This window comes from Actinokineospora bangkokensis, from assembly GCF_001940455.1.
Taxonomy (GTDB): domain Bacteria; phylum Actinomycetota; class Actinomycetes; order Mycobacteriales; family Pseudonocardiaceae; genus Actinokineospora; species Actinokineospora bangkokensis.
This window is the reverse complement of record NZ_MKQR01000021.1, coordinates 92,428-116,462: the sequence shown is the minus strand read 5'-3', so window position 1 is coordinate 116,462 and position 24,035 is coordinate 92,428. Positions and strand designations below refer to the sequence as shown.

General features: G+C 74.3%; 17 protein-coding genes. 11 read left to right on the top strand and 6 right to left on the bottom strand.

Features of this window, described 5'->3' with window-relative positions; all coding sequences use genetic code 11:
- Positions 1 to 191 precede the first annotated feature (191 nt).
- The 3 genes from BJP25_RS20785 (at position 192) to BJP25_RS20775 (ending at position 2,722) form a co-directional block, all read left to right on the top strand.
- Positions 192 to 791: a sigma-70 family RNA polymerase sigma factor gene (locus tag BJP25_RS20785; protein WP_075976660.1), complete on the top strand. Its 600-nt coding sequence runs from the start codon at positions 192 to 194 to the stop codon at positions 789 to 791.
- The gene (locus BJP25_RS20780; protein WP_075976659.1) at positions 788 to 1,534 is read left to right on the top strand and encodes an anti-sigma factor; all 747 of its coding nucleotides are present in this window, start codon (positions 788 to 790) and stop codon (positions 1,532 to 1,534) included. Before BJP25_RS20785 ends, BJP25_RS20780 begins: the two co-directional genes overlap by 4 nt.
- 93 nt (positions 1,535 to 1,627) lie before the next feature.
- On the top strand, positions 1,628 to 2,722 hold the full coding sequence (locus tag BJP25_RS20775) for a D-alanine--D-alanine ligase family protein (RefSeq protein WP_075976658.1): 1,095 nt from the start codon (positions 1,628 to 1,630) through the stop codon (positions 2,720 to 2,722).
- A gap of 394 nt (positions 2,723 to 3,116) precedes the next feature.
- On the opposite strand, the gene BJP25_RS20770 is transcribed toward BJP25_RS20775, so the two are convergent.
- Together BJP25_RS20770 and BJP25_RS20765 are read right to left on the bottom strand one after the other, a co-directional pair.
- Complete coding sequence (locus tag BJP25_RS20770; protein WP_075976657.1) at positions 3,117 to 3,713, bottom strand: DUF3515 domain-containing protein; 597 nt, start codon at positions 3,711 to 3,713, stop codon at positions 3,117 to 3,119.
- Positions 3,714 to 3,732: 19 nt separating this feature from the next.
- Positions 3,733 to 3,966 carry an Lrp/AsnC ligand binding domain-containing protein gene (locus BJP25_RS20765; protein WP_075976656.1) on the bottom strand — a complete coding sequence of 78 codons (234 nt, stop codon included), beginning with the start codon at positions 3,964 to 3,966 and terminating at the stop codon, positions 3,733 to 3,735.
- A gap of 134 nt (positions 3,967 to 4,100) precedes the next feature.
- Here BJP25_RS20765 and BJP25_RS20760 point away from each other — a divergent pair, with 134 nt between their 5' ends.
- From BJP25_RS20760 to BJP25_RS20745, 4 genes are read left to right on the top strand one after another with little or no spacing between them, the layout of a single operon-like run.
- Positions 4,101 to 5,078 (top strand): thiamine-phosphate kinase, encoded by a 978-nt coding sequence (locus BJP25_RS20760; RefSeq protein ID WP_075976655.1) that lies wholly within the window; start codon positions 4,101 to 4,103, stop codon positions 5,076 to 5,078.
- Between the two features lie 14 nt (positions 5,079 to 5,092).
- The gene (locus BJP25_RS20755; protein ID WP_075976654.1) at positions 5,093 to 5,596 is read left to right on the top strand and encodes a GNAT family N-acetyltransferase; all 504 of its coding nucleotides are present in this window, start codon (positions 5,093 to 5,095) and stop codon (positions 5,594 to 5,596) included.
- Positions 5,569 to 6,102 carry a gamma carbonic anhydrase family protein gene (locus BJP25_RS20750; protein WP_075976653.1) on the top strand — a complete coding sequence of 178 codons (534 nt, stop codon included), beginning with the start codon at positions 5,569 to 5,571 and terminating at the stop codon, positions 6,100 to 6,102. The genes BJP25_RS20755 and BJP25_RS20750 overlap by 28 nt, the downstream gene beginning before the upstream one ends.
- Positions 6,103 to 6,113: 11 nt before the next feature.
- Complete coding sequence (locus BJP25_RS20745) at positions 6,114 to 6,788, top strand: uracil-DNA glycosylase (RefSeq protein ID WP_233158185.1); 675 nt, start codon at positions 6,114 to 6,116, stop codon at positions 6,786 to 6,788.
- Between the two features lie 383 nt (positions 6,789 to 7,171).
- Here the strand turns inward: BJP25_RS20745 and recG are convergent, their stop codons facing one another.
- Positions 7,172 to 9,358 carry an ATP-dependent DNA helicase RecG gene (gene recG, locus BJP25_RS20740; protein ID WP_075976652.1) on the bottom strand — a complete coding sequence of 729 codons (2,187 nt, stop codon included), beginning with the start codon at positions 9,356 to 9,358 and terminating at the stop codon, positions 7,172 to 7,174.
- A gap of 116 nt (positions 9,359 to 9,474) precedes the next feature.
- A complete protein-coding gene (locus tag BJP25_RS20735) occupies positions 9,475 to 11,091 on the bottom strand; it encodes a DAK2 domain-containing protein (protein ID WP_075976742.1) in 1,617 nt (538 codons plus the stop codon).
- A gap of 183 nt (positions 11,092 to 11,274) precedes the next feature.
- Between BJP25_RS20735 and rpmB the strand changes: the two genes are divergently transcribed.
- The gene (rpmB, locus tag BJP25_RS20730; protein ID WP_075976651.1) at positions 11,275 to 11,466 is read left to right on the top strand and encodes a 50S ribosomal protein L28; all 192 of its coding nucleotides are present in this window, start codon (positions 11,275 to 11,277) and stop codon (positions 11,464 to 11,466) included.
- Positions 11,467 to 12,179: 713 nt separating this feature from the next.
- On the opposite strand, the gene BJP25_RS20725 is transcribed toward rpmB, so the two are convergent.
- Positions 12,180 to 13,937 (bottom strand): hypothetical protein, encoded by a 1,758-nt coding sequence (locus BJP25_RS20725; RefSeq protein ID WP_075976650.1) that lies wholly within the window; start codon positions 13,935 to 13,937, stop codon positions 12,180 to 12,182.
- 436 nt (positions 13,938 to 14,373) lie between these two features.
- Between BJP25_RS20725 and BJP25_RS20720 the strand changes: the two genes are divergently transcribed.
- The 3 genes from BJP25_RS20720 to BJP25_RS20710 all read left to right on the top strand — a co-directional run bounded on the left by BJP25_RS20720 (position 14,374) and on the right by BJP25_RS20710 (position 21,796).
- Positions 14,374 to 15,279 carry a S8 family peptidase gene (locus BJP25_RS20720; protein ID WP_075976649.1) on the top strand — a complete coding sequence of 302 codons (906 nt, stop codon included), beginning with the start codon at positions 14,374 to 14,376 and terminating at the stop codon, positions 15,277 to 15,279.
- 306 nt (positions 15,280 to 15,585) lie between these two features.
- Positions 15,586 to 18,960 carry a pyruvate carboxylase gene (locus BJP25_RS20715; protein ID WP_075976648.1) on the top strand — a complete coding sequence of 1,125 codons (3,375 nt, stop codon included), beginning with the start codon at positions 15,586 to 15,588 and terminating at the stop codon, positions 18,958 to 18,960.
- 562 nt (positions 18,961 to 19,522) lie between these two features.
- A complete protein-coding gene (locus BJP25_RS20710; RefSeq protein ID WP_075976647.1) occupies positions 19,523 to 21,796 on the top strand; it encodes an ATP-binding protein in 2,274 nt (757 codons plus the stop codon).
- 33 nt (positions 21,797 to 21,829) lie between these two features.
- On the opposite strand, the gene BJP25_RS20705 is transcribed toward BJP25_RS20710, so the two are convergent.
- Positions 21,830 to 23,902 (bottom strand): HelD family protein, encoded by a 2,073-nt coding sequence (locus BJP25_RS20705; protein ID WP_075976646.1) that lies wholly within the window; start codon positions 23,900 to 23,902, stop codon positions 21,830 to 21,832.
- Positions 23,903 to 24,035: the final 133 nt, after the last annotated feature.

Below are 24,035 nucleotides of genomic sequence, written 5' to 3'. Positions count from 1 at the left end.
GTGGCGAGGGCGCGGCTGGACACGGGGAGAGCCAACCAGCCAGGCTGGGCGCGGTGCAACCGCGCCCACGGGGTGGGACCCGGGCGGCGGGCGCGGGGCAATCCACCGGGGCCACCGGTCCGAACCAACGGTGGCGGAAAGGCCAGGCGCCGCGGACCCATCCCGCGCGCGGACCACGGGAGCAGGTGCACATGGCGGAACGACTGCGTCACATCGCAGGTGAGCGGGAGGTCGCCCCGGTCGCCCCGCCCGACGCGGGGGGGCTGCTCCAGCAGGTCGCCCGCGGCGACGAGGCGGCCTTCGAGCGGCTCTACGACCTGGTCAGCGGGCCGGTGTTCGGCCTGGTCAAGCGGATCGTGCGCGACCCGGCCCAGTCCGAGGAGGTCACCCAGGAGGTGCTGCTGGAGCTGTGGCGCACCGCCGCCCGCTACACCCCCGACCGGGGCAGCGGGATGACCTGGGTGATGACCATGGCCCACCGGCGCGCGGTGGACCGGGTCCGCTCGGCGCAGGCCGCCACCGACCGGGAGGACAAGGCGCACCGGCGCGAGGCCACCCGGGAGTTCGACGAGGTGTCCGAGGTGGTCAGCACCCGCCTTGAGCACGAGCAGGTCCGGCGCTGCCTGGCCACGCTCACCGACCTGCAGCGGGAGTCGGTCGAACTGGCCTACTACCGCGGACTGACCTACCGGGAGGTGTCCGAGCTGCTGGACACCCCTCTCGGCACCATCAAGACCCGCCTGCGCGACGGCCTGATCCGCATGCGCGACTGCCTGGGGGTGGCCCGATGACCGCCGACATCCACGCTCTGACCGGGGCCTACGCCCTCAACGCCATCCCGGAGGCCGAGCGCGCCGAGTTCGAGCGCCACCTGGCCGACTGCGAGGCCTGCGCGCAGGAGGTGCGCGAGCTGCAGGCCACCGCGACCCGGCTGGGCGAGGCCGCCCACGAGCCCCCGCCGCCGGAGCTCAAGGCCGCCGTGCTCGCCCGCATCGCCGAGGTCCGCCAGCTGCCGCCGCTGGACGACCTGTCCGCCCTGCGCGAGCGCAAGCAGCAGCTGCGCGCGGCGCCGCTGGCCACGAAGCTGTTCGGCATCGCCGCCGCGGTCCTGCTCGTGGTCGCGGTGTCGCTGGGGGTGCTGCTGGTCCGCAACACCAACCAGCTCGACTCCACCCAGCAGCAGGCCGCCGCGGTCTCCGAGCTGCTGTCGGCCACCGACGCCAAGGTCGTCACCGGCACCACCACCTCCGGGATCAACGGCACCGTGGTCGTCTCCCGCGAGCGCGGCCAGGTGCTGCTGCTGGCGGGCAACGTGCCCTCGGCGCCCAGCGGCAAGACCTACCAGGTGTGGCTGATGGGCGACGGCGCGCCGCGCTCGATCGGGCTGATCTCGCCGGACGACGCGGGCCACGCGACCCTGCTCGACACCTCCGGCGTCGGCGCGGCCGACAACGTCGGCGTCACCGTCGAGCCCACCGGCGGCTCGCAGGCGCCGAGCAACGACGTCGTGATGCAGATGGCCCTGCCCGCCTGACCCGCCCCGCCCGCCCGGGCCGCGCCCCCACCACCGGGGGCGCGGCCCGCGCGCGTTCCGGGGGGCGCCGGGGCGCCCGGTAGGGTCCAGACCATGGCCAGCTCTCAGATCCGGGTCGCGGTCGTCTTCGGCGGCCGCTCCACCGAGCACGTGGTGTCCTGCCTGTCCGCGGCGGGCGTCCTCGGCAACCTGGCGGGCGGCCGCTTCGAGGTGGTCCCGGTGGGCATCACCCCCGAGGGCCGCTGGGTGCTCGGCCCGGCGGACCCCACCACCCTGCGCATCGAGGACCGCACGCTGCCCTCGGTCACCTCCGGCACCGCGCTGACCCTGCCCGCCGACCCCGGGTCGGTGGGCCTGGTCGCCCTGGAACCGGGCCGCGAGGGCGAGGTGCTCAGCGAGGTGGACGTGGTGTTCCCGCTGCTGCACGGCGCCTACGGCGAGGACGGCACCATCCAGGGCCTGCTGGAGATGGTCGGCGTCCCCTACGTCGGCCCCGGCGTGCTGGCCAGCGCGGTCGCGATGGACAAGGGCTTCACCAAGAAGCTGCTCGCCGCCGAGGGCCTGCCGGTGGGCCGGTTCGTCGAGCTGCGCCGCACCGCCACCACCCTGACCCCCGCCGAGCGCGACCACCTGGGCCTGCCGGTGTTCGTCAAGCCCTCCCGCGCGGGCTCGTCCACCGGCATCACCAAGGTCTCCGACTGGTCCGACCTGGACGCCGCCATCGCCACCGCCCGCGCGGTCGACCCCAAGGTCCTCATCGAGGCCGCCGTGGTCGGCCGCGAGGTCGAGTGCGGCGTCCTGGAGTTCCCCGACGGCCGCGTCGAGGCCTCCGCCCCCGCCGAGGTCCGCATCCTCGACGAGCGGGTCGAGTGGTACGACTTCGACGCCAAGTACGTCGACGACTCCGTCGAGCTCGACATCCCCGCCAAGCTCGACGACGAGGTCGCCGCCGCCCTGCGCGAGATGGCGATCCGCGCCTTCACCGCCCTGGACTGCCAGGGCCTGGCCAGGGTGGACTTCTTCGTGGGGGAGGGCGGGGAGCTGACCATCAACGAGGTCAACACGATGCCCGGCTTCACGCCCACGTCCGCCTACCCGAAGATGTGGTCGGTGACCGGGGTGGACTACCCGACGCTGCTGGCGACGCTGGTGGACACGGCGCTGGCTCGGGGGACCGGGTTGCGCTGATCGTGGCGGGCGGGGGCTTGCTGCGGGGGCTTGCTCGCCTCGCCTTCGGCTTCGGCGTTGGTAGAGCCCGGTCGTTTTCCGGCTGGCTCGATGCGGTGGTCCTGTTTGGTCGGGGCCCCTGCGGCGATCATGTGCTTGGGGTGGGGGAAAGGTGAGGCCTTCGGCCCCACCCCCCGGTCGTGGGTAGCACATGATCGCCTTCCCCGGCCAAACAAGACCACCGCATCGAGCACCTCCGTAGCCGGGCCGCCGGTTGTGGGGGTGGTGGCGTTGTGGGCAAAGACCGCTTCTTCCGGCAGGGGCGTAGCCGGGCTGGCGGTGGGGGTTGCGTTGTGGGCGAAGCGAAGGAACCCCCGGCTGCGGGGTTGGGGTGAGGCTGGGCCCTTCGGGGGAGTCAGGGGGTGACGGGTTGGGCGGGGAGGACGCGGCCCACGATCTCGGACACGGTCTGCACCGGGCCGGTGCCCACCCCGTCGGGCAGGGTGAGTGCCACGTAGACGCCCCGGTCGACGGCGAACCAGGTGGTGGCGCCGTCGCCTTCCACGGGGAGCCACTGGACGCCGGAGATGACCCGCAGCTGGGAGGTCGGGGTCAGCTCGGGTGGCTTGTTCAGGCCGCAGCGCAGGACGACGGGGTCGCCGGTGCGATCGCCCCAGGCCACCGCGCCCGTGGGGGCGGGGTCGGCGAGGGGGAGGCGGTCCAGGGTCTTGCCGTTGCTGGGCAGGGCGCCGTTCAGCTCGGTGACCAGGGACGTGCACGCCGTCGACCCGGCCGCGGGGGCCTCCACGGGGACCAGGCCCACGGGGCCGGTGCGCGGGGGTGCGGAGGTGGGGGTCGCGGTGGAGGTGTCACCGGGACCGAGGAAGCGGCTGGCGACCACGACGCCGACCAGGAGCAGGACGACCAGGACCGCGGCGGTGGTGACCGCGCGGCGGGGCAGGCCCTGGACCGGGGGCGTTGTGGGGGTGTCGGCGTCGGGCGGTGTGGTCACCGGCCCAGTGGACCACGGGTCAGATGTGCACCACGGGGCAGGTCAGGGTGCGGGTGATCCCGTCGACGTTCTGGATGTTGGCGACGACGAGCTGGCCGAGCTGGTCGACGTTGTCGGCCTCGGCGCGGACGATCACGTCGTAGGGACCGGTGACGTCCTCGGCGGTCGTGACACCCGCCAGGCCGGAGATCTCACCGGCGACGGTGGCCGCCTTGCCCACCTCGGTCTGGATCAGGATGTATGCGTGGACCACGGCGCGCCCCTTCGCGGCTAGGTGTGGGCTGGTGAGAACGTGTCAGCAACGTACCCCAGACCGGGTCGCCGTGGGCCGCGGTGGTGGGAAGTCCACCAGTGGGACGCCAGACTGTCGGTGATCGGAGGACCAGGGTGCGACCGGACACGCCGGGCGAGCAGGAGACGGTGGCCGACCTCGGCGAGTTCGGGGTGATCGGGCGGCTCACCGCGGGCCGGGCGCACCCGGCGGCCACGCTGCTGGGCCCCGGCGACGACGCCGCGGTGGTGAGCGCGGCCGACGGCCGGGTGGTGGCCAGCACGGACGTGCTGGTGGAGGGCGTGCACTTCCGGTTCGACTGGTCCGACCCCGAGCACGTCGGGCACAAGGCGGTGGCGGTCAACCTCGCGGACGTGGCCGCCATGGGCGCGGTCCCCACCGGTGTGCTGGTCGGCATCGCGTGCCCGCCGACCACCAGGGCGTCGGTGCTCGACCGGATCACCGCGGGCATGTGGCAGGAGGCGAACCGGGCCAAGGTGGGCGTCGTCGGCGGCGACATGACCTCCGCGCCCACTGTGGTGATCTCCGTCACGGCCCTGGGCGAGCTGCGCGGGCGCGACCCGGTGACCCGCTCCGGGGCCAGACCCGGTGACGTGGTGGCCATCGCGGGCAGGCTGGGCTGGAGCGCCGCCGGGCTGGCCGTGCTCAAGCGCGGCTTCCGCTCCCCGGTCAACGTGGTGGCCGCCCACCGCGCCCCCGAACCGCCCTACGCCGCGGGCCCGCAGGCCGCCGACGCGGGCGCCACCGCCATGGTCGACGTCTCCGACGGCCTGCTCGCCGACCTCGGCCACGTCGCCACCGCCTCCGGGGTGTCGGTCGACGTGCGCACCGACCTCGTCGAGGTGCACCAGCGGCTGCTCGACGTGGCCTCCGCGCTCGGCGGCGACCCGCGGGGCTGGGTGCTCACCGGCGGCGAGGACCACGCCCTCGCCGCCACCTTCCCCGGCCCGCAGGCCGTCCCGGACGGCTGGCGGGTGGTCGGCACCGTCGGCAGGCCCGCCGCGAGCGGGCCCGCCGTCACCGTCGACGGGGCGCCCTACGCGGGTCCCGCGGGCTGGCAGCACTGGCGCTGAGCGACAATCGGGCCGTGCCGAGCTCCACCGACATCCGCGTCCGCCCCTACGACCACCCCGACTCCGCGCTGCTCGTCGCGGAGGTCCAGCAGGAGTACGTGGTCCGCTACGGCGAGCAGGACGGCAGCCCCGTCGACCCGGCCGAGTTCGCCCCGCCGCGCGGCCTGTTCCTCGTCGCCTACCTCGACGGCCGCCCGGTCGCCAGCGGCGGGTGGCGCACGTACGGCGACGACGCGGTGGAGGTCAAGCGCATGTACGTCACCCCCGCCGCGCGCGGCCTCGGCCTGGCCAGGGCCCTGCTGGCTGAGCTGGAGCGGGCCGCGCTCGCCGCGGGCCGCACCCGGGTCGTGCTGGAGACCGGGGAACCGCAGCCGGAAGCGGTGCGCCTCTACGCCACCTCCGGCTACACCGCGACGACCCCGTTCGGGTACTACGCCGGGGCGCCGCAGTCGATCCACCTCGCGAAGGACCTCACCCCGCAGGAGCAGCAGTGCCCGTCTACGCCCTCGGCGACCTGACCCCCGACATCCACCCGGACGCCTACGTCCACCCCGACGCCACCGTCATCGGCGCGGTCACCCTGCGCGCGGGGGTGTCGGTGTGGCCGCAGGCGGTGCTGCGCGGCGACTACGGCACCATCGAGGTCGGGGAGCGCACGTCGGTGCAGGACGGCACGGTGGTGCACTGCACCGAGTTCCACCCGGTGCGCATCGGCGCCGACTGCGTGCTCGGCCACAACGTCCACGTCGAGGGCGCCACCGTGGGCGACCGCTGCCTCATCGCCTCCGGGTCGGTGCTGCTCAACGGATCGGTCGTCGAGGACGGCGCAGTGCTGGGCGCGGGCGCGGTGATGTCGTTCAACGGCTTCCTGCCCGCCCGCGCCATGGCGCTCGGCGTGCCCGCCCGGGTGCGCGAGGGCCACGTCGTCCCCGAGGACATGACGTCGGGCATCGTGGCCAAGTACCTGGAGAACAGCGCGATCTACAAGCAAGGCCTGCGCAGGCTCGACGCGGTGGGTGAGTAGGCTCCGACGCCGTGCCACGACCACTGACGGAGATCGTCGAAGCGGGCTGGGCCGAGGCCCTCGCCCCCGTTGCGGACCAGATCGCGGCCATGGGCGAGTTCCTGCGCCGCGAGATCGCCGAGGGCCGCCGCTACCTGCCCGCAGGCGAGCACGTCCTGCGCGCCTTCCAGCAGCCCTTCGCCGACGTCCGCGTCCTGATCGTCGGCCAGGACCCCTACCCCACCCCCGGCCACGCCGTCGGCCTCTCCTTCTCGGTGGCCCCCGACGTCCGGCCGATCCCCAAGAGCCTCATCAACATCTACAAGGAGTACCAGGAGGACCTGGGCCACCCCCTGCCCACCAACGGCGACCTCACCCCCTGGGCCGACCACGGCGTCCTGCTCCTCAACCGGGCGCTGACCGTCGAACCCGGCCGCGCCAACTCCCACCAGGGCAAGGGCTGGGAGCAGGTCACCGAGCAGGCCATCAAGGCCCTCGCCGCCCGCGGCGGCCCCCTCGTCGCGATCCTCTGGGGCCGCAACGCCCGCAACCTCAAGCCCATGCTGGGCACCGTCCCCGCCATCGAGTCCGCCCACCCCAGCCCCCTGTCGGCCCACGCGGGCTTCTTCGGCTCCAAGCCCTTCAGCCGCGCCAACGCCCTCCTGGAGGAGCAGGGCGGACAACCGATCGACTGGAAGCTGCCCTAACCCGCGCACCGGGGGTGCCGCCACCACCTGGCACCCCCGCCGCCGCCTCGCCGCCTCGTCCCTTTGCCCCCTTGCCCCCTCGCCCCTTGGCCCCTACGGCCTCGCGCCTCGTCGCCCTCTCGGCCCGCGCTGCCGCAGGCGTACCCCGGGCAAGGGGACCCCTGTTTTCAACGCTACCGGCGCAGGGCAACGAAAAGGGAGCCCACGGCACCGGCTGTGGACAACTCGCCGGGCTGTGGACAACCGGTGAGCTGTGAGCCCGGCTGGAATGGTGGGGCCGCGTGGTTCCCGGCCGATCCCGTGGCCCGGCACGCAACAGAACCGTCCGCGCGGGAGGCAGCCCGCAGCGACGGGGTGCCCCTGCCGGGCGAGGCGGTGCCGCGCTAGGCCTTCTCCAGGAAGGAGGCCTTGTCCTCGGTGACCAACTGGGACACCATCCCGGCCAGCCCGGGGTAGGCCGTCAGCGCGGGGTCGTCGGCGATGAGGGCTTGGGCCACCACCCGGGCGTCCGCGATGACGTCCTCGTCGCGGAGCAGGGAGAGCATCTTCAGGCCGGACTTGGCGCCGGACTGGGAGGAACCGAGGACGTCGCCCTCCCGGCGCTGTTCGAGGTCGAGGCGGGCCAGTTCGAAGCCGTCGAGGGTGGAGGCGACGGCGTCGAGGCGGTCGCGGGTGGCGGTGGCGGCGGGCAGGTCGGTGACCAGCAGGCAGACGCCGGGGGCGGAGCCGCGGCCGACGCGGCCGCGGAGCTGGTGCAGCTGGCTGACGCCGAAGCGGTCGGCGTCGAGGATGACCATGGCGGTGGCGTTCGGGACGTTGACGCCGACCTCGACGACGGTGGTGGCGACGAGGACGTCGACCTCGCCCGCGGCGAAGGCGCGCATGACGCGGTCCTTGTCCTCCGGGGGCATCCGGCCGTGCAGGACGTCGACGCGCAGGCCCGCGAGCGCGCCGCCCGCGAGGTCGGGGGCGACGTCGTTGACCGCCAGCGGGGGCCTGCGGCCGGAGCCGTCGTCGGCCACGTTCGAGTCCTCGTCGCCGATGCGCGGGCACACCACGTAGGCCTGGTGGCCGGAGTCGACCTCCTCGCGGACGCGCTGCCAGACCCGGTCGAGCCAGGCGGGCTTCTCGGCGGCGGGCACGACGGTGGTGGAGATGGGGGAGCGGCCCGCGGGCAGCTCGCGCAGCGACGAGGTCTCCAGGTCGCCGTAGACGGTCATCGCCACCGTGCGCGGGATCGGGGTGGCGGTCATGACCAGCACGTGCGGGCTGACGTCGCCGGAGCGGGCGCGCAGGGCGTCGCGCTGCTGCACGCCGAAGCGGTGCTGCTCGTCGACGACCACGAAACCCAGGTCCGCGAACGACACCTTGTCCTGGATCAGGGCGTGCGTGCCGACCACGATGCCCGCCGCCCCCGACGCCGCGTCGAGCATCGCCTGCTTGCGCGCGGCGGTGGGCAGCGACCCGGTGAGCAGGGTGACCGCGGTGGCGTTCTCCGCCGCGCCGAGCTGACCGCCGCCCGCGAGGTCGCCGAGCATCTCGGTCAGCGAGCGGGCGTGCTGGGCGGCCAGCACCTCGGTGGGCGCGAGCAGGGCCGCCTGCCGCCCCGCGTCGACGACCTGGAGCATCGCCCGCAGCGCCACCATCGTCTTGCCGGAGCCGACCTCGCCCTGGAGCAACCGGTTCATCGGCACCTCGCCGGACAGGTCGGCCGCGACCGCCTCCCCGACCTCCACCTGCCCCCGGGTCAGGGTGAACGGCAGCCGCGCGTCGAAGGCGTCGAGGATGCCGCCCGGGGTGGGCGGGCACGCGGGCGCCGGGCGCGCCCCGGCGGCCTGCCTGCGCTGGGCCAGGGCGAGCTGCAGGGCCAGCGCCTCGTCCCACTTGAGCCGGGTGCGGGCCACCTCCAGGTCGGCCCACTCGGCGGGGCGGTGGATCGAGCGCACCGCCGCGTCGTACTCCGCCACCTGCAAGCGCTTGCGCAGCTCGTCCGGCATCGGGTCCTCGATCTCGTCGAGCACCGCCAGCGCCTGCTGCACGCACTGCGCGATCTGCCAGGACTGGATCTTGGCCGCGGCCGGGTAGACCGGGATGAGCCCGCCGGCGAACTCCTCCACCGCGGGCACCACGGCGCCCTCAGCGCCCTCAGCGCCCTCGACCTCGACGTCGAGCAGCTGGTAGTCGGGGTTGGCCAGCTGGAGCTTGTTGCGGAACGCGGTGACCTTCCCCGCGAACAGCGCGCTGGTGCCCGCCTTGAGCTTGTCGACGTGCCAGGGCTGGTTGAAGAACGCGCACTCCAGGTCGCGCTTGCCGTCGGTGAGCTTGACCTCGACCAGGCTGCCGCGCTTGGTCTTCATCTGCCGCTTGGCCACCGAGACGACCTTGGCCATGACCGTGACGTGCTCACCGATCTCCAGGCCCGCGATGTCGGTGAGCTGCCCCCGCTCGGCGTACCGGCGCGGGTAGTGGCGCAGCAGGTCACCGGCGGTGTGCAGCTCGAACGCCGACGCCAGCGCGTCGGCGGACTTCTTGCCCACCACCCGGTCCAACCGCTCGCCCAGGCCCGTCATCGCCCCACCCCACCCGCTCCCGATCGCCGTCCGTGAGTGCGCGCCTGATTATGTCGAGCACCCCCGACAGCGGCCGGGCCACCCGCCCGGGTTGTCCACAGGTGGGCGCCCGCGGGTCACTCCAGGCCGAGCGCCAGCAGCGAGTCAACCTGCTCGCCGCGGTAGACGACCAGCTCGGTCTGCGGGCTCTCCCGGCGCAGGAACCCGCCCAGCTCCTCGGCCAGCCCGCCCGGCGCGTCCCGGCCCAGCACGGCGGTCACCAGCTCGCCGCCCGCCGCGAGCATCCTGCGCACCACCGCGCACGCGGCCCGCGCCACGGCCGCGTCGTGCGGCGGCCCGGGTTCGACGAGCACCACCTCGCCGTCGGAGAGGGCCAGCACGTCCTGCGCCCGGCACCGCCCCACCCAGGTGATCGCGTCCTCGGCGGCCACCACGACCTCGCCGCGGCGGGTGGCGGTCGCCGCCTCGACCATCGCCACCACGTCCTCGGCGGGCCTGCGCCGGGGGTCGTGCACGGCCACGGCCGCCAGCGCCTGCACCGGGGACGCGCACGGCACGACCACCACGTCCTGCCCGGCCGCCACCGCCCGGATCGCCGCCTCGTCGGCCAGGTCCACCAGGCCGCTGCCGCCGGGCAGGACGGCCACGTGCGCCGCCCGGGTCCCGGTGATCACCTGGAGCAGCTCGTACGGGGTCGGGTCGGTGCCCGCCTCCACGTGCAGCACCGCGACGCCCTCGGCGCGCAGCAGCTCCGCCAGCCCCGGCCCGCGCACCGCCGCCACCACCGCCCGGTCCCGCTCGAACCGCGCGGGCGCCTGGGGGGCGGCGTCGGCGAACCGGGCGACCCGGATGCGCCGGGGCCTGCCCACCTCCACCCCGGCCTCGACCGCGGCACCGATGTCGTTGCAGTGCACGTGCACGGTCCACAGCCCCGCGCCGTCGCCCACCACCGACACCGAGTCGCCGATGCCGACCAGCACGTCCCGCAGCGCCGCCGCCGCCTCGTCCGGCACGCCGTTGAGCAGGTACATGACCTCGTAGGCGTAGAGGTCCGAGCCTGCCTCGCGGGAGGCGAACATGGGGTTGTCCACCCGCTCGGCCACCTCCACGCCGCTCAGGTCCGGCTCCCGCTCCTCCACCACCGCCAGCAGCGCCTCCAGCAGCACCACCACCCCGCGCCCGCCCGCGTCGACCACGCCCGCGTCCGCCAGCGCCCCGAGCTGGCGGGGCGTGCGCTCCAGGGCCACCAGCGCGGCGCCCAGCGCAGCGGCGGCCACGTCGTGCAGCCCGTCCCCGCCGGTGGCGTCCGCGGCGGCGGTCACCACGGTGACCATCGTGCCGGGCACCGGCGCCGCCATCGCCGCCCGCGCCAGCTCCGCCCCCCGGCGCAGCGCCGCCCGCAGGTCCGGCCCGCTGACCTCCGGCACCTCCCGCAGCGCCTCGGCCATGCCCCGCAGCACCTGCGAGGCGATGACCCCGGAGTTGCCCCGGGCGCCGGTCAGCGCCCCGGTGGCCAGCACCCCGAACGCCGCCCCCGCGTCCGCCCGCTCCGCCGCGGGCGCCCGCAGCAACGCCTCCAGCGCCGCCCGGGCCGTGCCCAGCAGGTTCGACCCGGTGTCCCCGTCGGCCACGGGGTAGACGTTGATCCGGTCGATGCCCTCCCGGTGCGCGTCCAGCGCGCCGACGCACGCCGCCGCCCACCGCCGGACCGCCCCCGCGTCGAGTGCCTCCAGCAACCGGGCCTCCCACCGTCGTGCGCCTGCTCGGCGAGCCTAACCGCCCGGGTGGGGCCACCCGGTTTGGAGCGCGGACCGCCCACGGGCTACTCTGTGTCGACCGCCTGGGCCCGCCTGGGCTGACGTAGTGCGCCCGCGCCCCTGGGGAAGCGGGCACCCGCAACCTGAAGGAGTGTCGACGTGGCTGCCGTGTGCGACGTCTGTGGCAAGGGGCCAGGCTTCGGCAAGTCGGTCTCGCACTCGAACCGGCGCACCAACCGCCGGTGGAACCCGAACATCCAGACCGTGCACGCGAAGACGGGCATCTCCCAGCGGAAGCGCCTGAACGTGTGCACCTCCTGCCTCAAGGCGGGCAAGGTCGTTCGCGGCTGAGTCGAGCCAGCAGACAAGACCCCGGGAACCGGCGCCCTCGCTGAGGGCGCCGGTTTCTGCCGTGTCCGGGGTGGGGCGGGCTTGGCTTGCGCTGCGCGGGGTTTTGGACAAGCGGGTGGCTTGGGTGGTGGGCCCGGTTGGGTGGATCCGCTTGGTCGGGGCCCCTATGACGATCATGTGCTGTCGGGCGGGGAAAAGGCGGGCTGAAAAGACGCCCGCCCGTCCCGTTGGGTAGCACATGATCGTCACCCCCGACCAAGCGGATCCACCCAACCGGGCAGTGCCTGCTGTTCGGGCTCGGCTTGTGGGGGTGGGCGCCTTCCCTCCCAACCCAACCCGGCGCCGAGCCAGGGCTCTTCGGTCTTTGCCCACAACGTCACCACCTAGGCAGCAGGCGGCCCGGCTATGCCCCTGCTCGATGCGGTGGTCTTGTTTGGCTGGGGTGGGCGATCATGTGCTACTCACGGCGGGGGGTGGGGCCGCAGGCCTCACCTTTTCCCCACCCCGAGCACATGATCGCCGCAGGGGCCCCGGCCAAACAGGACCACCGCATCGAGCCAGCCGGAAAACGACCGGGCTCTTCACTCCGGGCGAAGCCCGAGCCGCAAAAGCCCCGGGCAGCACAGGAGGCCCCGGTCACGAGGACCGGGGCCTCCCGCATGCCCTAGTGCGTCATCGAACTGTCAGCGAGATCCGAACAACGGGCGAGCCCGTCAGCGCCCCGCGCGGGCGGGGGTGCCGTTCGACGTCTGCGCCTTGGCGTCCGCCTGCTTGGCGGGCGCGGGCTTGGCGTCCGGGGTGGCCGCGGCCTCGGCCTTGGCGAAGACCTCGGCGAAGTGCTTCTTGGCTTCCTCCAGGATGGAGAAGGTGCTGTGCACCTGGGCGCTGACCTTCTTCTCGAAGGCGTCGGCCTTCTCGTGGCGGTCGGTGGCGCTGGCGAGCTTGGACTCGGCGTCGGCGATGAGGTCGGCGGCGCGCTTCTCGGCGGTCTCGCGCTGGGAGCGGATGTCGGCCTCGGCCTTGGCGCGGTGGTCGGCCACCGACTTCTCGGTGTCGGACTTGTGCTTCTCGGCGTCGGCGATGAGCTTCTCGGCCTGCTTCTCCGCGGCCTCGCGCTGCGCGCGGATCTCCGCGTCGACCTTGGCGCGCAGGTCGGCGATGGACTTCTCGGTGTCCGACTTCATCTTCTCGGTGTCGGCCACCAGCTTGGCCGCGGCCGCCTCGGCCTGCTCGCGCTTGGTCTTGAGCTCGGCGTCGGTCCGGCTGCGCAGGTCGGCCATCGCCTTCTCGGTGTCGGCCTTCATCTTCTCCGCGTCGGAGACGAGCTTGGCCGCGGCCGCCTCGGCCTGCTCGCGCTTGGCCTTGAGCTCGGCGTCGGTCTTGGCGCGCTGGTCGGCCAAGGCCTTCTCAGTGGCCGCGGTCTGGTCGGCCAGGGCCTTCTCGGTGCGCGCGGCCTGGGCGTTGAGGTCGGCCTCCACCTTGGCGGTGCGGTCGGCCAGCGCCTTGTCGGTCTGCTCGGTGCGGGCCTTGAGGGTGGCCTCCACCTCGTCGGTGCGCTTGGCCAGGGCCTGCTCGGCCTGGGCGCGCTTGGCGGCCAGCTCCTTCTCGGCCTGGGCGTCGGCGTCCTTGCGCAGCCGCAGCGCCTCGGCGTCGGCGGCCTCGCGGACCCGCAGCGCCTCGGCGTCGAGCTGGTCGCGGTGGGCGGTGGCGTCGGCGTAGAGCCCGGCGATCCGCTCGTCGTTGGCCTTGGACTGGGCCTCGACCTCGGCGCGCGCGTCGGCCATGAGCTTCTTGTGCTCGGCGGTCAGGGTGGCGCGCATGGTCTCGTACTCGGCGTCGAGCTCGGCGTGGTTGCGGGTGTAGTCCGCCTCCAGCTGCTTGCGGCGCTCCTCCAGGTCCACGATCATCTTGTCGTGCTTGGCCTTGAGGTCGGCGGCGTACTTGTCCGCGGCGGCCTTGGTGGCGTTGGCGGCCTCGTTGGCCTTGTTGCCGGTGTTCTGCGCGTACTGCTCGGCCTTCTGCCGGGTCTGCGCGGCGTACTCGTCGGCGCCCTTGCGGGTGCCCGCCGAGTAGCCGTCGGCCTCCTTGCGGGTGTTGGCCGAGTACGTCTCGGCGTCCGCGCGGGTCGACTTGCCGTACTCGTCGGCCTGCCGCTTGAACTCGGCGATCTCCTCCTCCGCCAGCTGCATCATCAGGCGGACCCGCTCGGTCATGCCCTCGGTGCTGTTGGGGTTGGCGCTGATCCGGTTCAGGCGGGTGGTCGTCTCCAGCAGCTGCTGCTGCAGCGACCCGAGCGACTTGGTCAGCTCCGCCACCTTCGACGAGGCCTCGTCCCGGTCCTTCTGGGCGTGGCGCAGGTCGTAGGTCAGGCGAGTGACTCGCTCGTTCACCTGCCGCGGGTTGTACCCGCGCAGGACGGTGTCGAAGTGGGGGAGCCGGTCGTTCGACTCGGCGACGTCACCAGAGGGCATTGCCTCACTTTAGTATGCCCACCCGAGGGGTGAACACGGCGGAGGGCATAATTCCCGGTGACGCCCCGCTCGGCAACTCGACGTGACAACGGCGCGTTGTCCACTGGCACCGGGGGGATCCTGTGGACTTCCGCCCGTGCGTGCTCACCTGGGCGCAGATTTCAGCCCCCGCAAGCCATCGCGGAATTGTCCGTCCTATCAGGCTGGTGTGGAACCGCTTCCGGGCGCGCTCATTTCCGAGCCGGTCCCGATATCCTTTCGTGTTCACCCGCTGACCGGTGGTGGTCGCGGATTCCGGCCTTTCCGGCGCCCCCGTGACACCTCGCCGCCGGGTGTCACCGGCCGGGGTGGCGGCCAGTCGGGGCGCTCCCCCGGACGGCGAACCGGCAACTGGTGAACCTTGCCCCGGCCGAACCAGGTCCGTTACCGAGGTCACATGACCAGGACTCGCGCCGCGGCCGCCCTGGCGGCCCTCGCCCTCAGCGCGCTCGCCGCCACCCCGGCCGCCGCCGCCGACCAGCCCAACCCGCCGAACTGGGGCCTCGACCGCATCGACCAGGTCACCGGGACCAACGGCAACTACCACTACGAGACCACGGCCGCGAACGTCACGGTCTACGTCATCGGCACCGGGGTCAGCCCGCACCCGGACTTCTCCGGCCGCCTGCTGCCCGGCCACGACGCGACCGGCGGCGGCAGCACCGCCGACGGCAACGGCAGCGGCACCTTCCTCGCGGGCCTCGTCGGCGGCACCACCTACGGGGTGGCCAAGGGCGTCAAGCTCGTCCCGGTGAAGGTGCTCGGCGCGAGCGGGTCCGGGTCCACCCAGACCGTCGTCGCCGGCCTGGACTGGGTCGCCGCGCACGCCACCCGGCCCGCCGTCGCCGTCCTGTCCGTGGGCGGCGGCCCCAGCCAGGCGCTCGACGACGCCGTCCGCCGGGTGATCTCCTCCGGGGTCACCGTCGCGGTCGCCGCGGGCGCCTCGGCGAGCGACGCGGGCAACTACTCGCCCTCCCGCGTGCCCGAGGCCCTGGTGGCGGGCGCGCTCACCCGCACCGACTGCCACGCGAGCAGTTCCAACTACGGCCCCCTGGTCGACGTGCACGCCCCCGGCGTCGACATCAAGGGGCCGTGGACCGGCGGCGGCACCAACACCCTGTCCGGCACGACGGCCGCCGCCGCGTTCACCGGCGGCGCGGCCGCGCTGCGCCTGGCGGTGGCGCCGACCATGACGCCCGCGCAGGTGCACGCCGCCGTCGTCGGCTCGGCGGTGCCCAGCGCGTGCGCGTTCCCGGCGGGCACCCCCAACCGCATCCTCCACACCGGACCCTTCGGCCGCTGAGCCGGCACGCGCGCCCGGACCGCGGCAGCGGGCGCGCGTCACCCCCCGTGGTCGAACGGCCTCCGACGGCGGCACCGGGCGCACCGGGGCGCGCGCCCGCGGGGTGGGCGCCGGTGCTCACCCCGTGCGCGAAACCGCGCCGTGGATCTTGTCCGGGCTGCGGTTCTCCCGCACGACCGGCACAATCCCCGGTGAGGTGCGCCGTCGGACCGAGGTCGACCGGGTCGTGGGACGACGCTCCCGCCACCTGGGAAATCCACGGTAACCTGCCGCGACCGACCCTGAATCAGCAGGAGGTAGCCGGGCATGTTCCGCAAGGTGCTGGTCGCCAACCGAGGCGAGATCGCCATCCGGGCGTTCCGAGCCGGGTACGAGCTGGGCGCCGGGACCGTCGCCGTCTTCCCGCACGAGGACCGCAACTCCCAGCACCGGATGAAGGCCGACGAGGCCTACGAGATCGGGCAGCCCGGCCACCCCGTGCGCGCCTACCTCTCGGTCGAGGAGATCATCAAGGCCGCCAAGAGGGCCGGGGCCGACGCGGTCTACCCCGGCTACGGCTTCCTCTCGGAGAACCCCGAGCTGTCCAAGGCGTGCGCGGACAACGGGATCACCTTCGTCGGGCCCTCCGCCGACATCCTGGAGCTGACCGGCAACAAGGCCCGCGCCATCGCCGCCGCGCGCGAGGCGGGCCTGCCGGTGCTGCGCTCGTGCCCGCCGTCCAAGGACGTCGACGCGCTGCTCGCGGCCGCCGACGACATCGGCTTCCCGGTGTTCGTCAAGGCCGTCGCGGGCGGTGGCGGGCGCGGCATGCGCCGGGTGGCCGAGCCCGGCGCGCTGCGCGACGCGCTGGAGGCGGCCATGCGCGAGGCGGAGTCGGCCTTCGGCGACGCCACGGTGTTCCTGGAGCAGGCGGTGCTCGACCCGCGCCACATCGAGGTGCAGATCCTCGCCGACGGCGTCGGCGGGGTCATCCACCTCTACGAGCGCGACTGCTCCCTCCAGCGCCGCCACCAGAAGGTCATCGAGATCGCCCCCGCGCCGAACCTCGACCCGGAGCTGCGCGCGAAGATCTGCGCCGACGCCGTGCGGTTCGCCGAGCACATCGGCTACACGAACGCGGGCACGGTGGAGTTCCTGCTCGACACCCGCGGCAACCACGTCTTCATCGAGATGAACCCGCGCATCCAGGTCGAGCACACCGTGACCGAGGAGGTCACCGACGTCGACCTGGTGCAGGCGCAGCTGCGCATCGCCGCCGGGGAGACCCTCGACGACCTCGGCCTGCGCCAGGAGGACGTCTACCTGCGCGGCGCCGCGCTCCAGTGCCGGATCACCACCGAGGACCCGGCCAACGGGTTCCGCCCGGACACCGGGATGATCTCGGCCTACCGCTCGCCCGGCGGCTCGGGCATCCGCCTCGACGGCGGCACCGCCGCGGGCGCGGAGGTCTCGGCGCACTTCGACTCCATGCTCGTCAAGCTCACCTGCCGGGGCCGCGACTTCGACCTGGCGGTGCGCCGGGCCAAGCGCGCCGTGGCCGAGTTCCGCATCCGCGGCGTGGCCTCCAACATCCCGTTCCTGCAGGCGGTGCTCGACGACCCGGACTTCCGCGCGGGCCGGGTCACCACCGCGTTCATCGAGCAGCGCCCCTACCTGCTCACCGCCCGCCAGTCCGCCGACCGCGGCACCCGGCTGCTGACCTACCTGGCCGACGTGACGGTGAACAAGCCCAACGGCGAGCGCCCCAAGGTCATCAACCCGCTGGAGAAGCTGCCCGCGGTCGACCTGTCCGCCGAGCCGCCCGCCGGGTCGAAGCAGAAGCTGGTGGAGCTGGGCCCGGAGGGCTTCGCGCGGTGGCTGCGCGAGTCCCGCCGGGTCGGGGTCACCGACACCACCTTCCGCGACGCCCACCAGTCGCTGCTGGCGACCCGGGTGCGCACCAAGGACCTGCTGGCCGTGGCCCCGCACGTGGCCCGCACCACCCCGCAGCTGCTGTCGCTGGAGGCCTGGGGCGGGGCCACCTACGACGTGGCGCTGCGGTTCCTGGCCGAGGACCCGTGGGAGCGGCTGGCCGCGCTGCGCGAGGCGGTGCCCAACATCTGCCTGCAGATGCTGCTGCGCGGGCGCAACACCGTCGGCTACACGCCCTACCCCACCGAGGTGACCGACGCCTTCGTCGAGGAGGCCACCGCGACCGGCATCGACGTCTTCCGCATCTTCGACGCGCTCAACGACGTCGAGCAGATGCGCCCGGCCATCGAGGCGGTGCGCGCCACCGGCACCGCCGTGGCCGAGGTCGCGCTGTGCTACACCGCCGACCTGTCCGACCCGGCCGAGCAGCTGTACACGCTGGACTACTACCTCAAGCTGGCCGAGCAGATCGTCGGCGCGGGCGCGCACGTGCTGGCGATCAAGGACATGGCCGGGCTGCTGCGCCCGCCGGCCGCGCAGCGGTTGGTGACCGCCCTGCGCTCGGAGTTCGACCTGCCGGTGCACCTGCACACCCACGACACCGCGGGCGGGCAGCTGGCGACCTACCTCGCGGCCATCCAGTCCGGGGTGGACGCGGTGGACGGAGCCGTGGCGTCGCTGTCGGGCACCACCTCCCAGCCCTCGCTCTCGGCCATCGTCGCCGCCACCGACCACAGCGACCGCGACACCGGGCTGTCGCTGCAGGCGGTGTCGGACCTGGAGCCGTACTGGGAGATCGTGCGCAAGGTGTACAAGCCGTTCGAGGCGGGCCTGCCCGCGCCGACCGGCCGGGTGTACCACCACGAGATCCCCGGCGGCCAGCTGTCGAACCTGCGCACCCAGGCCGTCGCGCTGGGCCTCGGCGACCGGTTCGAGGAGATCGAGACCATGTACGCCGCCGCCGACCGGATGCTGGGCCGCCTGGTCAAGGTGACCCCGTCGTCCAAGGTGGTCGGTGACCTCGCCCTGCACCTGGTGGGCGCGGGGGTGGACCCGGCGGAGTTCGAGGCCGAGCCGAACCGCTTCGACATCCCCGGGTCGGTGATCGGGTTCCTGCACGGCGAGCTGGGCGACCCGGCGGGCGGCTGGCCGGAGCCCTTCCGCAGCAAGGCGCTGCGCGGGCGGGCCGAGCCCAAGGGCGTCGCGGAGCTGACCGCCGACGACCGCGCCGGGCTGGCCGACGACCGCCGCGGCACGCTCAACCGGCTGCTGTTCGCGGGCCCCACCCGGGAGTTCCTGGCCCACCGCGAGCAGTTCGGGGACACCAGCGTGCTGGCCTCCAAGGACTTCTTCTACGGCTTGGAGCAGGGCAAGGAGTACGCCGTCGAGCTCGACCGCGGCGTCACCCTGCTCATCGAGCTGGAGGCCATCGGCGAGGCCGACGAGCGCGGCGTGCGCACGGTGATGGCGACCCTCAACGGGCAGCTGCGCCCGATCCAGGTGCGCGACCGCTCGGTGGCCGCGGACCTGCCCGCCGCGGAGAAGGCCGACCGGTCCAACCCCGACCACGTGGCCGCGCCGTTCGCGGGCGTGGTCACCCTGGCGGTGGCCGAGGGCGACGCGGTCGAGGCGGGCGCCACCGTCGCCACCATCGAGGCGATGAAGATGGAGGCCGCGATCACCGCCCCCAAGGCGGGCACCGTGGGCAGGTTGGCCATCGGCGGCGTGCAGCAGGTCGAGGGCGGTGACCTGCTGGTCGTCCTGGCCTGAGCACCCCCGGCCGCGGGCCGGGTGCGCCGATCGCCGTGCCGCGCGGGCCGGGCCCCTCCACCCGGGGGCCCGGCCCGCGCCGCGCGTACGCGCTTTCCCGTACGCGCGACGCCGGTTCCGCGCGGGTGCCCAGGTCGGCGCGCGGACGCGCTTGGCGCGGACCCCGTGCCCGGTCACGATCTGCGGGCGTCCCGGGAGGGCGGCGCGGGCTCAGCTCGCGAAGAGCACCACCTGGGGGTGGGCTGAGCGCCGCGTGCCCTCCCGAGGACGGCCTGTGTTCCACGAACCCGCCACCCACCCCCACGTCCCCACCCGGCACCGTTCCCGACCTGGCACCACGGCCGCCGGTGTCGCTTGAGGCAGGTCGCTTCAACGACAAAGGAGCTGACGCCGTCCTTCTGGTGGAACACGGCCCTGTGCTGTGTTCCACCAACCCACCACCCGTCCTCGCCCGGCACCGTTCCCGACCTGGCCCCACGGCCGCCGGTGCGGCCCGAGGCGGTTCGCGACGACGACCGCGCTGACGCCGCGCCACCGGTGGAACACGCCCTAGGGTGGCCCCATGGGGGTTGGCGGATATCGGACCGGGGGCGCGCCCACCGCCGTCGCGGCGTTCGTCGGGCGGGGCGCGGAGATCGAGCAGGTGCGGGCGCGCCTGCGGGCGGCGCGCGTGCTCACCGTGCACGGCGCGGGCGGGGTGGGCAAGACCGAGCTGGCGCTGCGGGTGGGCCGCGAGCTGGAACCGGAGTTCCCCGGCGGGGTGCACTTCGCGGACCTGACACCGGTCGCGGACCCGGACACCGTGGAGGCGCTGGTGGCCGACGCGCTGGGCGTGCGCGACCAGTCCAGCCGCCCGGTGGGCGACGCGCTGGTGGACTACCTGCGCGGCCCGGAGTGCCTGCTCGTGCTGGACAACTGCGAGCACCTGGTGCCCGCGGTGGCCGACCTGGTCACCGACCTGCTGGCCAGGGTGCCGCGGCTGCGGGTGCTGGCCACCAGCCGGGAGGCGCCGCTGGGCGCCCCCGACGAGCACCTGCTGCGGCTGGACCCGCTGCCGGTGCCGGAGCTGGGCGCCACCACCGAGGAGCTGGCCGGGTTCGACGCCGTGCGCCTGCTGCGCGACCGGGCCGCCGCGGCGGGCGCCGCGCTGGAGCCGACCGACCGCAACCGCGACGCCGTGGTGCGCCTGGTGCGCGGCCTGGACGGGATGCCGCTGGCGATCACCCTGGCCGCGGCCCGGCTGCGCACCCTCACCGTCGAGCAGCTCGTCGACCGCCTCGACCGGGTGCTGCACCTGCTGGGCACCGGCGCGGGCCTCGACCGCCACCAGCGCACCCTGGCCGCGGTGGTGGAGTGGAGCTCGCAGCTGTGCGACCCGGCCGAGCGGCTGGTGTGGCAGCGGTGCTCGGTGTTCGAGGCGGGCTTCGACCTCGACGACGCCGAGGCGGTGTGCGCCGCCGACCCGATCGACCGGGACCGGGTGCTCGACCTGGTCGACGGGCTGGTGCGCAAGTCGATCCTGGTGAAGCAGGACGGCGAGGGGGTCGCCTGCTACCGGATGCTGGAGACCACCCGCCAGTACGGGGTGCAGCGGCTGGCCGAGCGGGGTGAGCTGGCCGAGGTCCGCGAGCGCCACCTGGCCCACTACGCCGCACTGGCCCGCCGGGCCGCCCGGGAGTGGTTCGGCCCGCGGGAGCTGGACTGGCTGACCAGGGTGCTGCCCGACTTCCCCAACCTGCGGGCCGCGATGCGGCACGCCGCCGAGGTCGGTGACCCGCGCGGGTTGCAGCTGGCCGTCGACCTGGCCGCGCTGCGCGTGTGGTTCTTCCGCGGCCCCATCCGCGAGGGCTACCAGTGGCTGCGCACCCTGCTCGCCGCCACCCCGGGCGTCCCGGTGGACCTGCGCACCCGGGCGCTCACCTGGGTCTGCTGGATGGCGGCGTGCATGGGCGACAAGCACCAGGCCAGGGCCGCCCTCACCGAGGTCAGGGCGCTGCCCGCGGGCAACCCGGCCGCCCTGTTCGCCGAGGGCTGCTACCGGATGCTCATCGAGCAGGACCCCACCGGCGTCCCCGTCCTCGACCGCGCCGCCGCCGAGCTGTGCCTGGCGGGCCGCCCCGGCGACGCCCACATGGCCGCCCTGTTCACCGGCATGGGCGCGGCGTTCCTCGGCTCCCGCCGGGAGGCCGCCGCCGCCACCCGCCGCGCCGACGAGGCCGCCCGCGAGCGGCGGGCGCCCTGGGCGGTGAGCTGGACCCGCTGGACCGCGGCCCTCACCGAGCTGCTGCACGGCACCCCCGACCGCGCGCTGGGCCTGTTCCGCACCTCCCTGCGCGAGCAGCGGGCGATGGGCGAGCGCTGGGGCACCGCGTGGAGCGCCCACGGCGTCGCCTGGGCCATGTCGGCCAAGGGCGAGCCCGCCCGGGCGGCCCTGCTGCTGGGCGCCACCCGGACCCTGCGCGCGGCGACCGGGGTGCACATCACCACGCTGACCGCGTTCGGCGCCCTGCACGCGAAGGTGGAGCGGACCTGCCTGCGCGCGCTGGGGCCGATCGCCTTCCGCGACGCCTTCGAGCGGGGCGCGGCGCTGACACCGGACGAGGGGTTGGCGGCGGCGCTGGACGAGCCGCTGCCCACGCGCGACCCGTGGGCGGAGGTCACCGCCCGGGAGCGGCAGGTGGCCCAGCTGGCGGCGAAGGGGTTGAGCACCAAGGAGATCGCGGCGGAGCTGCGGATCGGTGACCGGACCGTGGAGACGCACCTGCGGCGGTTGCTGCCGAAGCTGGGGCTGCGGCGGCGCGCGCAGCTGGCGCACTGGATGGCCGAGAACCGGTGACGCGCGGCCCCGGCCCGGTGCTCGTGCCGCGGGTCAGGGCCAGTCGGGGTCGGAGGTCAGCACGGTGAGGCGCTGGGTGGCCCGGGTGAGGGCCACGTAGAGGGTCCGGGGGCCGGTGGTGGACTCGGCCACCACCTCGGTGGGTTCGACCAGGACGACCGCGTCGTACTCCAGGCCCTTGGACTCCAGGCCGTCGACGACCCGCAGGCGCTCCTCACCCAGCCCCTCGGCGGCGGTGCGCAGGGCGTCGAGCCTGCCCGCAGGGGTGATGATCCCCACCGTTCCATCCACTTGGGACAGCAGGTCCGCGGCGGCCTTGAGCGCGGCAGACTCGACGTCGTCCGGGTCGGTGAGCTGGACCAGGGGCTCGACGCCGGTGGAGCGCACGGCGATGGGCAGCTGGTCGGGTTCGGCGACGTCGCGGACCACCTCGCCCGCCAGCGCGAAGATCTCCGCGGAGTTGCGGTAGTTGGTGCGCAGCGCGAAGCGGCGGTGCTGAGTGCGGGGACCGCCGAACGCGGCCTCCTGGGCCTCGCGGGCCTCGGCGGGGTCGGGCCAGGAGGACTGCACCGGGTCGCCGACGACGGTCCAGCTGGCGTACTTGCCGCGCCTGCCGACCATCCGCCACTGCATCGGGGACAGGTCCTGGGCCTCGTCGACGACGATGTGGGCGTACTCGTCGTAGTCCTCCCGCGGCGGCGGGGGGCCGACGACCTGCCCGCCGCGGCGGCGCCGGGGCGGCTTGCCCAGCAGCACGCGCAGCTCGTCGAGCAGCGCGACGTCGGCGGTGGAGAAGCCGTCCAGCGCCCAGGAGTCGGCCAGCAGGTCGACCTCGGCGCGGGTCAGGCCCCGGCCCGCCATCCGCGCCAGGCGGCGGCGGTCGGCCAGGCCGCGCAGGACCTCGGCGGGGGTGGGCAGCTGCCACCAGACGACGACGAAGCGGTGGAAGTCCATCCGCTCACCGAGGTCGTTGAGCAGGTCGGCGCGCTTGACCTGGAAGCCGTCGTAGGACTCCGCCTTGCGCCACAGCGCCTCCAGCAGCGCCTCGGCGGCGTCCACCCGGGACTGGTTCGGCGGCTTGCGCCCGTTGTGCACCGCCGAGCGCACGCGTTGCAGCTCGCGCGCGTCCAGCTTGAGCACCTCGCCCTTGTAGACGATGCGGAACTCCTGGGGCGCGTCGGCGGGCGCCTCGCGGATCGCCTTCCTGAGCACCTTGCGCATCCGCAGCGACCCCTTGACCGCCGCCACCGGCCCGGGGTCGACCCTGGTCGCCTTCACGCCGTCCACCAGGTCGCCCAGCGAGCGCAGCTCCACGGTGTCCTCGCCCATCGCGGGCAGCACGCGGGAGATGTAGGAGGTGAACGCGGGGGAGGGGCCGACGACGAGCACGCCGGAGCCGCCCATCCGCCGCCGGTCGCGGTACAGCAGGTAGGCCACCCGGTGCAGGGCCACCGCGGTCTTGCCCGTCCCCGGGCCGCCGGTGATCTCGGTGACCCCGCGCCACGGCGCCCGGATCGCCTCGTCCTGCTCCTTCTGGATGGTCGCCACGATGTCGCGCATGCTCTCGCCGCGCGCGCGGGTCAGCGACGCCATCAGCGCGCCGTCGCCGACCACCGGCATCGACTCCAGCCGGGCGTCGGGCATGAGCAGGTCGTCGTCGATGTCGACCACGCTCTGCCCGGTGGAGCGGATCACCCGGCGGCGCACCACGCCCATCGGCTGCTCGGCGGTCGCCTGGTAGAACGGCGCCGCCGCGGGGGCGCGCCAGTCGGTGACGAGGTTGTCGAACTCGCTGTCGCGCACGCCCAACCGGCCCACGTACATCGTCTCGTGGTCGGTGCTGTCCAGCCGCCCGAACACCAGGCCCTCGTGCTCGGCGTCGAGCGAGCGCAGGATCTGGTTGGCGTGGCGGACCATGACGTCCCGCTCGAACAGCATCGCGGCCTGCTCGAAGACGGCCTCGTTGCGCGCGCCGTGGGCGAGCTCGTCGCCCCGGGTCCGCATCGCCTCGGCCTCGTCGCGCATCTCGGCGACCCGCGCGTAGACGAGGTCCACGTGCTTCTGCTCGACCGCGATCTCGGCCTCTCGCACCGAGCTTTCGGACACCAACTGCTCCCCCGGGGTTCTCGTCGGACGGAGGAACGAGATTACGCGCTCGCCCGCGGCCGGTGACCGGGCGCCGGGTCTATGTGCTCCGCCTCACCCCGCCCGGTGGCCCCCCGACCGGCGGTGCGCCGCC